This window comes from Actinobaculum sp. 313, assembly GCF_003073475.1.
Taxonomy (GTDB): Bacteria; Actinomycetota; Actinomycetes; order Actinomycetales; family Actinomycetaceae; genus Asp313.
Genome location: NZ_CP029033.1, coordinates 826,843 through 840,422 on the forward strand (window position 1 = coordinate 826,843; position 13,580 = coordinate 840,422).

The following is a 13,580-nucleotide window of genomic DNA, read 5'->3' on the forward strand; positions in this document are numbered from 1 at the left end:
GCCGGAGTGCCTGAAAGAAATGCTCCGATACGGTAGAACTGAGTCATGACGAACGGAGCCAGCTTCGCGCGTGAGGGCGAAGACCTTGCGCTGCTCACCGGTAGTACGGCGGGGGATATGCTGCGCGGCGCGGTGGGCACAGATGCGGTGTTGCGCTCGTGGCAGGTGCACTCGGTTCATCACCGGCCGGGGGCGGGAATCACCGTGGGGTACACGGTGACTGTTGACCGGCAGTCTGCTGCGGGAACGTGGCAGCGGCAGGAGGAATACCTATGTGCCTCGACGGCGCGCCTCGCGCACGCATCCTCACCCCATCTGACCCATTTGCGCTCCGGTGATACGAGAGTCGCGATATGGACCTACCCGGAAGACCCGGAGCTCCCCGGGCTGCCGACGGCGTGCTCTCCGGCCCGTATGGCACAGCTGCTCGGACATCCGGTGTCCATTGAACTGATGAGCTACCGGCCCACTCGCCGCGCGGTGGTACGCGTTACGGATATCGACGGTTCGGCATCCTACGGGAAGGTACTCCGACCGCCACAGGCGCAATCGCTTGCTAAACGTCACATGATGCTGGAACGCGCCGGAGTTGCGGCTCCGTCCTTACTACTCAATGTTCCGTCCGGGATTGTGCTGGTGGCGGGGGCCGAGGGCGAACCACTGGCGAATGCGATCTCCCGCGGTATGGGAAGCCGGGCGGCGCAGATACTCGGCGCGCTGTCTGCGGTGCTCGACTCCCTGCCGACGGATGCATTAACACTCACCAAACGGCCCGCGTGGGCGGAGCGGGCGACGCACTACGCCCACGCCGCAGCGACCGCGCTACCGGAACAGGCGCGCCGTTGCCGTGCCATCGCGTTGGAGGTCTCTCACTTGCTCGCAGCAAGCGACCCGGGGCCGTTGGTGCCGGTGCACGGCGACTTCTACGAGGCGAACATTTACGTCGATGTCGCCTCGTCCGCGGTGACGGGGCTGATCGATATTGACTCCCTCGGTCCGGGTCACCGGGTTGATGACTGGGCATGCCTGCTGGGGCATATGAGTGTCCTTCCACATCTGGCACCGCGTTCATATCCGCATGTTGCCAGCGATCTGCCGACGTGGCGCAACCTGTGCGAACGCATGGTGGATCCGGTGTCTTTGTGTGCCCGAACGGCGGGGGTTGTGCTCTCGTTGGTTGCCGGGGCCAAACGCGTCGATGGCACGGCTTGGAAACATGACGCGGAAGGTCGCCTCGCTACGGCGGAGGCGTGGTTAACCCGCGCTCGTATCTGGGCGAGCGGCCGCATTCCCGTGCAGTGACGATGAGCCCACCTCGCAAACCGGCGGGTCGCCGAGGGCGATGGGGACGCGGCGATTGCCGCAATAGACGACCTTCACACGCCGGGCCCAGTGTGCGTTCCCTTCAGCGAAGAAACGTTCCAGATGAGCCGGGCCCCGTGCGCGGGGCCCTGGTGCGAGTCTCCTCACATGTTGGCCGCGATTACGCGAAAAGCCGCTGTAGGCGGTTGATACCCTCCACGATGTCGTCGTCGCCAAGAGCGTAGGAAAGCCGGAAGTACCCGGACGGTCCGAAGGCTTCACCGGGAACCAGGGCAACATCGGCCTCTTCCAGGATGAGGCTCGCCAGCTCGATTGAAGTGCGCGCACTCCTCCCGTTGATGTCGCGTCCGAAAAGCCCGCTGACATCGGGGTACACGTAGAAGGCACCGGCGGGATCCGGCAGGCTTACCCCATCGATCTCGCGCAGCATGTCGACGATGATGCGCCGCCGCCGTGCAAAGGCGTCACGCATCTGGTCAACCACATCCTGCGGGCCGGTCAGCGCCGCAAGCGCAGCGCGTTGCGAGACGTTGGCAACGTTCGACGTCGTGTGGGACTGCATGTTGGTGGCCGCCTTAATCGCATCGGCGGGACCGTACATCCAACCAACGCGCCACCCGGTCATCGAGTAGGTCTTGGCGACACCGTTCAGCACCAGGGTACGGTCGGCCAGTTCAGGGACCTCTTGGAGAACATAGCCGGCACGGGCGCCGTCGTAGGTCAGGTTCTCGTAGATCTCATCCGTGATCACCCAGATCCCGCATTCATGAGCCCAGCGCCCGATCTGCGTGACCTCCTCCGGTGAATACACCGCTCCTGTTGGGTTGCTGGGGGAGCAGAGCAGTACGGCCTTTGTCTGTGCGGTGCGCGCGGCCTCGAGTTCTTCCACGCTCACCTTGTAGTGTGAGTCGACCGTGGCGAAAACCGGCACGGGGATACCGCCGCACAGACGGATTGCCTCGGGGTATGTCGTCCAGTATGGTCCGGGCAGGATCACTTCATCGCCCTCGTCGATGATGGCGGCGAAGGCTTGATACGTTGCCTGCTTTCCGCCGTTGGTGACGAGAATATTGTTGGGGTCGACGACGTTGCCGGAGTCCCGCAGTGTTTTCGCCGCGATGGCTTCCCGCAGCTCCGGCAAGCCTTTCGCGGGGGTGTACTTATGATTCTTCGGATCACGGCAGGCGGCAATGGCGGCTTCCACGATGAAGTCTGGTGTGGGGAAGTCTGGTTCACCCGCACCGAAGCCGATGACCGGACGTCCGGCGGCACGCAGGGCCTTCGCCTTGGCGTCAACGGCAAGCGTAGCTGACTCACTAATAGCTGCTAGCCGGGAGGAAACCCGGCTGCCTGGTGTCGAAGTACTCACGCGGTCATAGTGCCACGCTTCGCTGATTTGTCGTGGCCGACTTTCATATCCGAAGACGCATCTGCCGGGAACGCACCTTCCTCAGTTGGCGACAAAACAGCAGAATTACGCCAAATCGCCATACGCGCGTGTCAAGATGTGAGATGTCTCGCTCACATCGAGAACGGATCGACGACGGAAGGCCTACTCGCTACGCCTGACCGGCGTCAGTGGTGATCGCTATGGAAACGGCGGCGCGGAGATACCGAGTGAGTGCGGCAGGTGGTCTGTGGTGGTCCTTGCGGAAATGGCACTCGCGGGCTGCGATACGCGTTACAGTATGTGGCGCGCAGGCGTATGCGCTGGCGTAAAGGATGCTGCATGGGGCATAATGTTCGAGGCTTCGGCTTTCCGCGGCCCATAGGGTAGTGGCGCAATTGGTAGCGCATCGGTCTCCAAAACCGGAGGTTGGGGGTTCGAGTCCCTCCTACCCTGCCAAGGCGGCTCATTCCAATATGAGCCGCCTTTGTTACCTAGAGGACATGACCAGCTAGGACATGAAGGAGCGATGTGAACGAAGTTGCTGGCGCACGTGGCGCTGCGAAGGCTAGTTCCGCCAAGAAACGGGGCCTCGTCGCGCGCATCGCGCTCTTCTTCCGTCAAATTTTCGGCGAGCTGCGTAAGGTGCAGCGCCCGTCGCGGCGTGAACTCGGCGACATGTTCATCACGGTGATGGTGTTTATCGCGCTAGTGATGGTGTTCGTCGGGATTCTCGACGCCGCGTTCGGTCGGCTTACCTTCTGGATCTTCGGTTAACGCAGTCGGCGAATACCACAGGAAGGCAGGAATGAACGTGCCTGAGGATATCCTCGAGCCAAATGATGCATCCGGTGAGAGCCTCTTCCGCGCTCCCACCCCTCAGGATGACGTGCAACCCGATCAGAGCACGAGCGAACTGAATGAGGCAGGCCTCCAGGATGACGCTGTCTTCGACGCCGATGAGGCGCCTGCGGACGACTCGGACGCTGCGGCCGAGGATGCTAACGCTGCTGCGGCGACGCCGGAGAAGGCAGAGGCGCCGGGTGCCGTCACCGAGGAGGAAGTGCGCGCCAAGCTACAGGGGCTCGACGGACGCTGGTACGTGCTGCATACCTATTCCGGCTATGAGAAGCGTGTGAAGCAGGACCTCGAAGTTCGTATGCACTCGATGAACATGGAGGATTACATCTTCCAGATCGAGGTGCCGATGGAAGAGGTTTTTGAGATTCGGCGCGGTCAGCGCAAACTTGTGTCGCGCGTGCGCATGCCCGGCTATGTTCTTATCCGCATGGACATGACCGATGACTCCTGGCGTGTGGTACAGAACACCAATGGCGTGACTGGCTTCGTTGGTAATGGGCGAACCCCGGTGCCTCTTTCGGAAGACGAAGTCGTGAAGATGCTGACACCTGTTATTGAGGCTGAGGCGGCCGCCGAGGCCAAGGCTGAAGGGCGGCCTACCGGCACCGCTCCCGCCACGGTATCGCCGTACGAGGTTGGCGATGCGGTTATCCTCACATCTGAGCCGTGGGCGGGTATGCCGGCCACCGTCTCCGACGTCGACGCGGCGAACCAGCGGCTGACGGTACTAATGACCCTTGTCGGCCAGGAAACGCCCGTCGAGCTGTCATTCAGCCAGGTGCGGCGCGAAGACTGAGGCCGCTGTCCGGCAACGGTCGTTACCGACTGCATGGTTGCGAGTGCCAATCGTGGCAGGACGCGCTGCGGGTGACGAGCCGCTACTCGAAGCCGGGTAATGGCCCTAATCCGAAAATGTGAGCAGATCGGATTCGAATCTGCGCTACGAAGCGCGTACTCTTATGAGGCGGCTGTCGCTTCTGCCATTGCGACGGCCAACGAGAAAGAAAAGGACCCTACATGCCACCCAAGAAGAAGGTTGCAGGTTACATCAAGCTTCAGATCCAGGCGGGGGGAGCGACTCCGGCTCCTCCGATTGGCCCGGCACTGAGCCAGCACGGCGTCAACATTATGGAGTTCTGCAAGGCATATAACGCCGCAACAGAATCCCAGCGGGGCAACATCGTGCCGGTTGAGATCACGGTGTACGAGGATCGCTCGTTCACCTTTGTCACCAAGACTCCGCCCGCCGCCGAGCTCATTAAGAAGGCCGCCGGCGTCGCCAAGGGATCGTCGACACCGCAGTCGGACAAGGTTGGCCATCTGACGGCCGACCAGGTGCGTGAGATTGCGAAGACGAAGCAGCCCGACCTCAACGCCAACGATCTTGACAACGCGGCCCGCATTATTGCCGGAACCGCACGCTCGATGGGTATTACCACCGACGCGATCTAATCAAAAGGCGTCAGTTGGACGTCATATACAGTGCCCACGGGCACGTGGAAGGACCCGCGCAGGTCCGCTAACCACAACTGCGAAGGAGAAAGCAGCAATGGCAAAGCGCTCAAAGAACTATCGCGACGCCGCAGCGAAGATCGCCCCCGGCGTCCTGTACAGCCCACTGGAGGCCGTGACTCTCGCCAAGGAGATCTCGACCACAAAGTTCGATGCCACGGTGGAAGTCATGTTCCGCCTTGGTGTTGACCCGCGTAAGGCGGATCAGATGGTGCGTGGCACTGTCAACCTCCCGCACGGCACCGGTAAGACGGCAAGGGTCGTCGTCTTCGCCCAGGGACCGCGCGCACAGGAGGCGCTGGACGCCGGTGCCGATGAGGTCGGCGGCGACGAGCTCATCGAGAAGGTCGCCGGTGGCTACACGGATTTCGACGCCGCCGTCGCCACGCCGGACATGATGGGTAAGGTCGGCCGTCTCGGCCGCGTCCTCGGTCCACGCGGTCTCATGCCGAACCCCAAGACCGGCACTGTCACCATGGACGTGGCGAAGGCGGTTTCCGACATCAAGGGCGGGCGTATCGAGTTCCGTGTGGATCGCAACGCGAATCTCGCCTTTATCATCGGCAAGACATCCTTCACGCCGCAGCAGCTGGTGGAGAACTACGCGGCGGCGCAGGAGGAGATCCTGCGGCTCAAGCCGTCGTCATCGAAGGGCCGTTACCTGCTGAAGGGTACCGTATCCACCACCATGGGTCCGGGTATTCCGGTGGACACGACGAAGACCCGCAACCTTACGTCCGAGGCGGCGTCCTAAGGCCGCTTGCCTGAGACCGACCGTTCCGGGCGTCTGGCCGACCGACACGGTCGCGCGGACGTCCTGGCGGCAATTGGTCCGACGTTGCACCTTTGGCGCAAGTGATCGGAGGGATCGCTCGGATCGCTTCGCCATCCAAAACGTTGCTGTGCCCCACCCTCGCGGTGGGGCACAGTGCTTGTGCGCACTTGGCCTTCGTTGCTCCTACGGCAACGGCGCGGTCATAGTGGGGCACAGTGCTTGTGCGCGTGGTCTTCCTCTTGAAACTCGTGGTTTTCGCCGGTGTTCTGCGAAAATCGCGGAGATTGGGAGAATACCCGGTGATCCGTGCTGGTGGTGGGCGTCGTCGGCTGGGGTGTGGTGGCTGGCTGTTGCCTAGTGGCCTGCTGTTGCTTGGTGGTCGGCTGGGGCCGGGCCGATAATGGCATCGAGGCTAGCTGCGGTCTGGCGCCCGGCTGCGGCGTCGTCGTCGGTTGAGTATTGGGCCGGGCTGGCGCGCTGTCGCTGGCGCTGGGCCCTGATGCGATCTCTACACTGCGTGCCGCTCGGCGGCGTGCGGCATAGAGACTCGCCACGGCGACGGAGCTTCCGAGCGCAAGCTTGGAGCACTCCCGCACGTGCCTTACGCTAGACGAGTGAATATCGGGAAGCGTGACGCTCTGTTGGTAGTAGTACTTGTCGCGCTCTCCCTGACATGGAGCGCGGTTGCCATATCGCACGGGACGCCGTTGAGCCGCTACGACGAATGGACCTACGTGGACTACGCCTGGAAAATGGCTTACGGGCATGTCCCGGTCCAGGGGGAAGACCTCGCTGATGAAACGCTGGAGGCATGGTCCTGCCGAGGCATGGAGGGCTCGATCCAAGGCGTATATGTTCCCGTGTGTGGGGCGCGCACGGAAGGCCGCGGCATCGAGGAATGGCCCTATCGTGGCGAGAACTACAACGGGTTCCATCCGCCGCTGTATTTCGCCCTCGCCGGGCACGGCGGCACCTTCCTCGCCAGCCACTTCCATACGGATTTCGTTACTGGCGCCCGCTGGATCTCCGCTTTCTTTGTGGCCGGGGGAGTGGCTGCTCTCTACCTCGCTCTTCGGTCGTGGCGTGCCTCGCGCCGAGCGGCCTTCGCCGGTGCACTCTTGGCCTTGGCGACGCCGGCTGTCGGAGCGTCTGCCGGAATTGTGCACAACGACGCAGTCACATTACTGGCCGGAGCGGCAGGGGTCTGGATCGCGGCGCGTATCTTTCTCGATCATCGGCTCGGCAGTACGGCGCCCGCGCTCGTCATGGTGGGGATTTCCGCAACACGGGTGATATCCGTCGGCGCCCTACTGGCGGTGTTGTGCGCCGTGGGATGCGCGGTGATTCGTCCCGAATCCTTCGGATTCTCCCTCTCTGATCGACGACGCCTACTCCGGCTCCTCCTTGTCAGTGTCCTCGCACTACTGCTCGTCTACCTGCTGTGGAGCCGTTGGCAGAACGGACGGCGTCCCGCAGATTACGTTCCTGCCATCAGCGGGCTGTCTACCGTCACCCTTGGGGAAGGCGGCTATGACTCCGTGCTGGCGAGCCTGCTGGACGGTTACGGTTTGACCGACCCGCGAAGTGACTTCTACCTACAGCCGGGCGTGCGCTCCGGCGTTGTCAAGGTGTGGGCCGCGTTCCTGTACCTGGTGTATCTGGTTACTCCCGTGTTGGCGATTATTTTGTTGTGGTCGTGGCGGCGTCATCGTGGTCTGGTGGTCGCAACGGTTGCGGGTCCGGCAGCGGCTGCACTGGCAGTTCAAGCACGTGAAATCGTGAACAGTGCGGCCTACTTCCGCATAATCTCCGGACGTTACGCCATCAGCACGGTGGGACTGCATGTGACTGTCTTGGCGCTGCTGACGGACCGGCCGGGCTGGCGGGATGGCTTTCTCGCTTTCGCCGGCAGCGGGTACTTGCTGATGCTCGGCGGTACACTGTTGACCTCAGTCGGGTAGTCACTGCGCGGTTCGTGGTGCACAGCGGCGCCCAATCGCGTACCTTTGGGTAGAAGTCATTCCTCGGAGGTGGGAGATTATGGGGACATTGGTCGTCGGGGTAGCCGGTGGCACGGGAAGCGGCAAAACCACTCTCACCAAAGCATTAATACGTTCCTTCCCCGGAAAGACATCAGTTATCTACCACGACAACTTCTACCGGGCACGTGATGACCTCACCTACGAAGAACGCGCTCGGCTCAACTATGACGCGCCCGAGGCCTTTGACAATGACCTGATGGTTGAGCAACTCAAGCAACTAGTGGCCGGACACAGCGTTGAATGCCCGGTATACGACTACTCCGTGCATAACCGCTCTTCCGAAACCACCGTCATTCATCCGAATCCCGTCATTATCGTCGAGGGGATTCTCATCTTCGCGGAACCGCAGATCTGCGACCTCATCGACATCAAGATCTTTGTGGATACTGATGCGGATGTGCGTATTCTGCGGCGGATCAAACGCGACGTCGTCGAACGCGGCCGCACCCTGGAATCGGTGGAGTCGCAGTACCTGGCCACCGTGAAGCCGATGCATGAACTCTACGTCGAACCGTCAAAACGCAATGCGGACGTCATCGTGCCCGAAGGCGGGGAGAACCTCGTGGCGCTCGACATGCTCATCCACCGTATCGCCCACGAAATCAGCTAGCACGGCGTCTGATGACCGCAACACGACGAGCGAAGTTCGTCACGAAGGCCGCGGCGGGTTTGGCATGGCGGGCGCGGACGACTACGCTATTGGCTGCCAAAGACCGCAGGTCTCCGCCCACCGGTGGGGATAAACCCGAAAAGGGGCCAGCGTAGGTGAGATGAGCTGAGCCGAGCAGATTCGGCGTGGCCCCGTGCACCTGCGCGGGGCTTTTTTCATGGGCCTGCGGATACGACCGGAAGGAGGCCCTATGGCACGGACCGACAAGTCTGCAGCGATTGCGGAGCTCAAGGAGAAGTTCGAGAGCTCGTCCGCGGTGCTGCTCACTGAGTACCGCGGCCTGACCGTGGCACAGCTGCAAGAGCTGCGCCGTTCGCTCCGGGCCAACGCGGAGTACAAGGTCGCCAAGAATACGCTAGCGATGATCGCCGCGAACCAGGCAGGTATCGAGGACCTCGATGACCTGCTCACCGGACCGACGGCTATCGCGTTTGTGACCGGTGAGGTTGTCGACGCCGCCAAGGCTGTCCGCGACTTCGCGCAGGAGAATCAACAGCTCGTGATTAAGGGTGGCGTGCTCGAAGGCTCGCTGCTTTCGGCTGATGATGTCGTCAAACTTGCCGACCTCGAGTCCCGCGAGGTTCTCCTCGCCAAGGCTGCGGGGGTACTCAAAGCCGCCCTGTACCAGGCGGCATACGTTTTCCAGGCGCCTGCCGTCAAGGCTGTGCGCACCATCGACGCGCTGCGCGCGAAACAAGAATCCGCCGCCTGAACCACGGGTGGCACACCAACAGAAATATCTGCTCGCGTAGCAGGCATCAGGAAGGAAGGCCATCATGGCTAAGCTCTCCACCGAAGAGCTCATTGCTGCTTTCAAGGAGCTCACCCTCGTTGAGCTCAACGACTTCGTCAAGGCATTCGAGGAGGAGTTCGACGTCGAGGCGTCTGCTCCGGTCGCAGCTGTCGCTGCCGTCCCGGCTGCCGGTGACGCCGCCCCGCCGAGGCGGAGGAGAAGGACTCCTTCGACGTTATTCTCGAGTCCTTCGGCGACAAGAAGGTCCAGGTCATCAAGGAGGTCCGCGCTCTGACCTCTCTCGGCCTGACCGAAGCGAAGAACCTGGTTGAGTCCGCTCCGAAGGCGATCCTCGAAGGCGCCAACAAGGAGACGGCTGACAAGGCCAAGGAGCAGCTCGAGGGCGTGGGTGCGACCGTCACACTGAAGTGAGACGTGTAGCAACCAGCAATCGCTAGTTCTCGGTGGGGTGCGGCAGTGAGCCGCACCCCACTATTTTGTGCTCCATCTCACTGATTGTGGGAAAGGTTTGCGCGGGAGTCGGGATTGTGGAACTCTTCTGGTGACAAAGAGGTTCTGCGTGACCCCTTCCACATGGGAACGGGGTGGACTGTTGTACGCCGAAAGAGTACATTTGATACTTGCGCCAGCGTATCTACAGCTATGCCCAGAGGCCGTCTTGGAGGCGACGGTGATGTGCGGATCGGGTAATCCGGCACGTCAGCGGCCTGCCACCGGGAAACGGGGGTGCTGCTGTGGGCACTGCCGGCGGAATGCCTAACAACGTCAGGGAAGGAACCCCTTTGGCTGCTTCGCGCACCTCTTCACTTTCCGCTCAAAATGGCAAGCCCGCCGTTGACCGCGTCTCCTTCGCCAAAATTCGCGAGCCACTTCAGGTCCCCAACCTCCTCGGTCTGCAGACCGAGAGCTTCGGGTGGCTGATCGGCTCGGAGGAATGGAAGGCCAAGAATCCGGGAGAGCAGTCCGGCTTGGAGGAGATCTTCGAGGAAGTCTCTCCAATCGAGAACGCGGCGGGCACGATGGGCCTCGTGCTGTCTTCTCCGCATCTGGAAGAACCGAAGTACTCGATCCAGGAATGCCGCGAACGCGATCTGACTTACTCGGCCCCTCTCTATGTGACTGCCGAGTTCCAGAACTACGACACCGGTGAGATCAAGTCACAGACGACGTTTATCGGTGACTTTCCGCTGATGACTGATCGCGGCACCTTCATCATCAACGGTACGGAGCGCGTCGTCGTTTCTCAGCTTGTCCGCTCGCCAGGCGTCTACTTCGAGCGTATTGCCGATAAGACCTCAGATAAGGACATCTTCTCCACCAAGGTCATCCCTTCGCGCGGGGCATGGCTTGAGTTCGAGGTCGATAAGCGCGATGCCGTGGGCGTGCGCGTTGATCGTAAGCGCAAGCAGTCGGTTACCGTGTTCCTCAAGGCTCTCGGTATGAATGAATCCGAGATTCGTGAGGCTTTTGACGATTTCCCGGTGCTGCTCGAGACCCTCGAGAAGGACACCGTTCACACTCAGGAAGAAGCGCTCCAGGACCTTTACCGCAAGTTACGCCCGGGCGAGCCACCGACGGCCGAGGCCGGCCGCACACTGCTGGATAACTTCTACTTCAACACCAAGCGTTACGACATCGCGAAGGTCGGCCGTTTTAAGATCAACAAGAAGCTTGGTCTGCACGCCGAAAGCTCTGCTCGTCAACTCGGTATTGAGGACATTACGGCGTCGCTGCGTTACATGCTCGCGCTACACGTCGGCGAGACAGAGGTTGTCTGCGCCCCTGATGCGACCCCGGTGCGTGTGGAGACGGACGACATCGATCACTTCGGTAACCGCCGCATCCGCGCCGTCGGTGAACTCATCCAAAACCAGGTGCGAACCGGTCTGGCCCGTCTGGACCGTATGGTCCGCGAGCGCATGACCACGCAGGAGGCCGAGGCCATCACGCCGTCGTCCCTGATCAACATCCGGCCCATCGTGGCGGCGATCAAGGAGTTCTTCGGTACCAGCCAGCTCTCGCAGTTCATGGATCAGAACAATCCCTTGGCGGGTCTGACGCATAAGAGGCGCTTGTCCGCACTGGGCCCGGGTGGTCTTTCGCGTGACCGTGCCGGCATGGAAGTGCGCGACGTGCATCCTTCGCACTACGGGCGTATGTGCCCGATTGAATCCCCGGAAGGTCCGAATATCGGCCTGATTGGATCCCTGGCTTCCTTTGCCCGGATCAACTCCTTCGGATTTATCGAGACTCCTTACCGCAAGGTTGTGGACGGCAAGGTAACCGATCAGATCGATTATCTGCAGGCCGACGACGAAGACGCTGTGATCATCGCGCAGGCCGAGGCGCCACTGGATGGCGAGGGACGTTTCACTGAGGAAGAGGTTCTGTGCCGTATGCCCGGAGGCGAGCCCGCGCTGGTGGCGCCGTCCGAGATCGGCTACATGGATGTCTCTGCCCGGCAGATGTGCTCGGTGGGAACCGCCATGATTCCGTTCCTGGAGCACGACGATGCGAACCGCGCCCTGATGGGTGCGAACATGCAGCGTCAGGCCGTGCCGCTGATCCGTCCGGTTGCGCCTTATGTGGGAACCGGTATGGAGATGCGTTGCGCCGTCGACGCCGGTGATGTCACCATCGCTCGTGCGGCAGGAACCGTCACCGAGGTTGACGCCGATGCCGTTCATGTGGAGCAGGACAACGGTCAGCATGTCATTTACAAGATGACGAAGTTTGACCGTTCCAACCCCGGCAACTGCACCAACCAGCACGTGGTCGTTTCCGAAGGTGATCGTGTCGAAGAAGGCACGCTTATCGCCGACGGCCCGGCAACAGAGGGCGGCGAGCTTGCGCTTGGCCAGAACCTGCTGGTGGCGTTCATGTCGTGGAACGGCTACAACTACGAGGACGCCGTGATCCTGTCCGAGCGTTGCGTGAAGGACGATCTGCTCACCTCGATTCATATCGAGGAGCACGAGGTCGACGCGCGTGATACCAAACTGGGACCGGAAGAGATCACCCGGGACATCCCGAATGTCTCCGAGGAAACGCTCTCGCATCTTGATGAGCACGGCGTTATCCGTATCGGCGCCGAGGTACAGGCCGGCGATATCCTCGTCGGAAAGATCACCCCGAAGGGTGAGACCGAACTGACCTCGGAAGAGCGTCTGTTGCGCGCGATCTTCGGTGAGAAGGCCAAGGAAGTACGCGACACCTCTCTGCGCGTGCCTCATGGCGAGTCCGGCATTGTGATCGGCGTTCGGCAGTTCACGAAGGCGAACAACGACGAGCTGGCCGCCGACGTGAACGAGACCGTGCGCGTTTACATCGCGCAGCGCCGCAAGATCACCATCGGTGACAAGATGGCCGGTCGGCACGGCAACAAGGGCGTCATCTCCCGAATCCTTCCGATTGAAGACATGCCGTTCATGGCCGATGGCACTCCGGTGGATATCATCCTGAATCCGCTCGGTGTTCCTGGCCGTATGAACCTCGGTCAGGTGTACGAACTGCACCTGGGATGGATCGCCAGCCAGGGCTGGGATGCCAAGAAGGCTCGCGAGGCCGGCGAGGAATGGGCCCTGCGCCTGCCGGAGGAGACGGTGACCGGCGTCGCCGGGCAGCATGTGGCCAGCCCGGTATTCGACGGCGTACGCACCGACGAAATCGACGGTTTGCTCTCTTCCATCCTGCCCAACCGCGACGGTGACATTCTCGTCAACGGCGAGGGCAAGGCGCAGCTCTTCGACGGTCGCAGCGGTGAGCCGTTCCCCGATCCGGTTTCCGTTGGGTACATGTACATGCTGAAGCTGCATCACCTCGTGGACGACAAGATTCACGCTCGCTCCACTGGTCCGTACTCCATGGTGACCCAGCAGCCGCTCGGCGGAAAGGCACAGTTCGGCGGACAGCGCTTCGGCGAGATGGAGGTGTGGGCACTGGAAGCCTACGGCGCCTCGCACACGCTGCAGGAGATGCTGACCATCAAGTCGGACGACACGGTCGGCCGCGTCAAGGTCTATGAAGCCATCGTGAAGGGCGACAACGTGCCCGAGCCGGGTATCCCGGAGTCGTTCAAGGTACTTATCCAGGAGATGCGCTCTCTGTGCCTGAACGTTGAGGCACTGGATGCCACCGGAGAGGCGATCAACCTGCAGGATACGGAGGAGGACCAGTTCCAGACTCCGGAACCGCTGGCAATGCCTACCGGGCTGGAGGGCCTTACATCCGGAGCTGAATTCTAGCCCCGACAGTAT

At 61.7% G+C, this 13,580-nt stretch carries 10 protein-coding genes, 1 tRNA gene and 1 pseudogene; 11 read left to right on the forward strand and 1 reads right to left on the reverse strand.

Translation table 11 applies throughout. From position 1 onward, the window contains the following. Positions 1-45 precede the first annotated feature (45 nt). Positions 46-1,302: a phosphotransferase gene (locus DDD63_RS03520; protein ID WP_108715207.1), complete on the forward strand. Its 1,257-nt coding sequence runs from the start codon at positions 46-48 to the stop codon at positions 1,300-1,302. 181 nt (positions 1,303-1,483) lie between these two features. Here DDD63_RS03520 and DDD63_RS03525 read toward each other — a convergent pair whose 3' ends face one another. Then, positions 1,484-2,692, reverse strand: coding sequence for a pyridoxal phosphate-dependent aminotransferase (locus DDD63_RS03525; protein ID WP_108715208.1), 1,209 nt, complete (start codon positions 2,690-2,692; stop codon positions 1,484-1,486). 401 nt (positions 2,693-3,093) lie between these two features. Here DDD63_RS03525 and DDD63_RS03530 point away from each other — a divergent pair. From DDD63_RS03530 to rpoB, 10 genes and pseudogenes are all read left to right on the forward strand, one after another. Next, positions 3,094-3,169: transfer RNA gene (locus DDD63_RS03530), tRNA-Trp, on the forward strand. Between the two features lie 72 nt (positions 3,170-3,241). Beyond that, complete coding sequence (secE, locus tag DDD63_RS03535; RefSeq protein ID WP_108715209.1) at positions 3,242-3,487, forward strand: preprotein translocase subunit SecE; 246 nt, start codon at positions 3,242-3,244, stop codon at positions 3,485-3,487. 31 nt (positions 3,488-3,518) lie between these two features. Then, positions 3,519-4,367, forward strand: a complete 849-nt coding sequence (gene nusG, locus DDD63_RS03540; protein WP_108715210.1) for a transcription termination/antitermination protein NusG — start codon at positions 3,519-3,521, stop codon at positions 4,365-4,367. Positions 4,368-4,588: 221 nt separating this feature from the next. Further along, the gene (rplK, locus tag DDD63_RS03545; protein WP_108715211.1) at positions 4,589-5,023 is read left to right on the forward strand and encodes a 50S ribosomal protein L11; all 435 of its coding nucleotides are present in this window, start codon (positions 4,589-4,591) and stop codon (positions 5,021-5,023) included. 97 nt (positions 5,024-5,120) lie between these two features. Further along, positions 5,121-5,837, forward strand: a complete 717-nt coding sequence (gene rplA / locus DDD63_RS03550) for a 50S ribosomal protein L1 (protein WP_108715212.1) — start codon at positions 5,121-5,123, stop codon at positions 5,835-5,837. 635 nt (positions 5,838-6,472) lie between these two features. Continuing rightward, entirely contained in the window at positions 6,473-7,819 is a 1,347-nt protein-coding gene (locus tag DDD63_RS03555) for a hypothetical protein (protein ID WP_108715213.1), read from the forward strand. A gap of 79 nt (positions 7,820-7,898) precedes the next feature. Beyond that, complete coding sequence (gene udk / locus DDD63_RS03560) at positions 7,899-8,510, forward strand: uridine kinase (protein WP_108715214.1); 612 nt, start codon at positions 7,899-7,901, stop codon at positions 8,508-8,510. Between the two features lie 250 nt (positions 8,511-8,760). Beyond that, the gene (gene rplJ, locus DDD63_RS03565; RefSeq protein ID WP_108715215.1) at positions 8,761-9,282 is read left to right on the forward strand and encodes a 50S ribosomal protein L10; all 522 of its coding nucleotides are present in this window, start codon (positions 8,761-8,763) and stop codon (positions 9,280-9,282) included. Between the two features lie 64 nt (positions 9,283-9,346). Further along, positions 9,347-9,735 (forward strand): annotated as a pseudogene (rplL, locus tag DDD63_RS03570) (50S ribosomal protein L7/L12). A 371-nt stretch (positions 9,736-10,106) separates the two neighbouring features. Further along, on the forward strand, positions 10,107-13,568 hold the full coding sequence (gene rpoB, locus DDD63_RS03575; RefSeq protein WP_240611402.1) for a DNA-directed RNA polymerase subunit beta: 3,462 nt from the start codon (positions 10,107-10,109) through the stop codon (positions 13,566-13,568). Positions 13,569-13,580 lie beyond the last annotated feature (12 nt).

What these genes read in the sequence shown, in the direction of transcription:
- nusG (WP_108715210.1), top strand. Translation starts at nt 3,519, where the DNA reads ATGAACGTGCCTGAGGATATCCTCGAGCCAAATGATGCATCCGGTGAG.
- rplA (WP_108715212.1), top strand. Translation starts at nt 5,121, where the DNA reads ATGGCAAAGCGCTCAAAGAACTATCGCGACGCCGCAGCGAAGATCGCC.
- rplJ (WP_108715215.1), top strand. Translation starts at nt 8,761, where the DNA reads ATGGCACGGACCGACAAGTCTGCAGCGATTGCGGAGCTCAAGGAGAAG.
- udk (WP_108715214.1), top strand. Translation starts at nt 7,899, where the DNA reads ATGGGGACATTGGTCGTCGGGGTAGCCGGTGGCACGGGAAGCGGCAAA.
- DDD63_RS03520 (WP_108715207.1), top strand. Translation starts at nt 46, where the DNA reads ATGACGAACGGAGCCAGCTTCGCGCGTGAGGGCGAAGACCTTGCGCTG.
- rplK (WP_108715211.1), top strand. Translation starts at nt 4,589, where the DNA reads ATGCCACCCAAGAAGAAGGTTGCAGGTTACATCAAGCTTCAGATCCAG.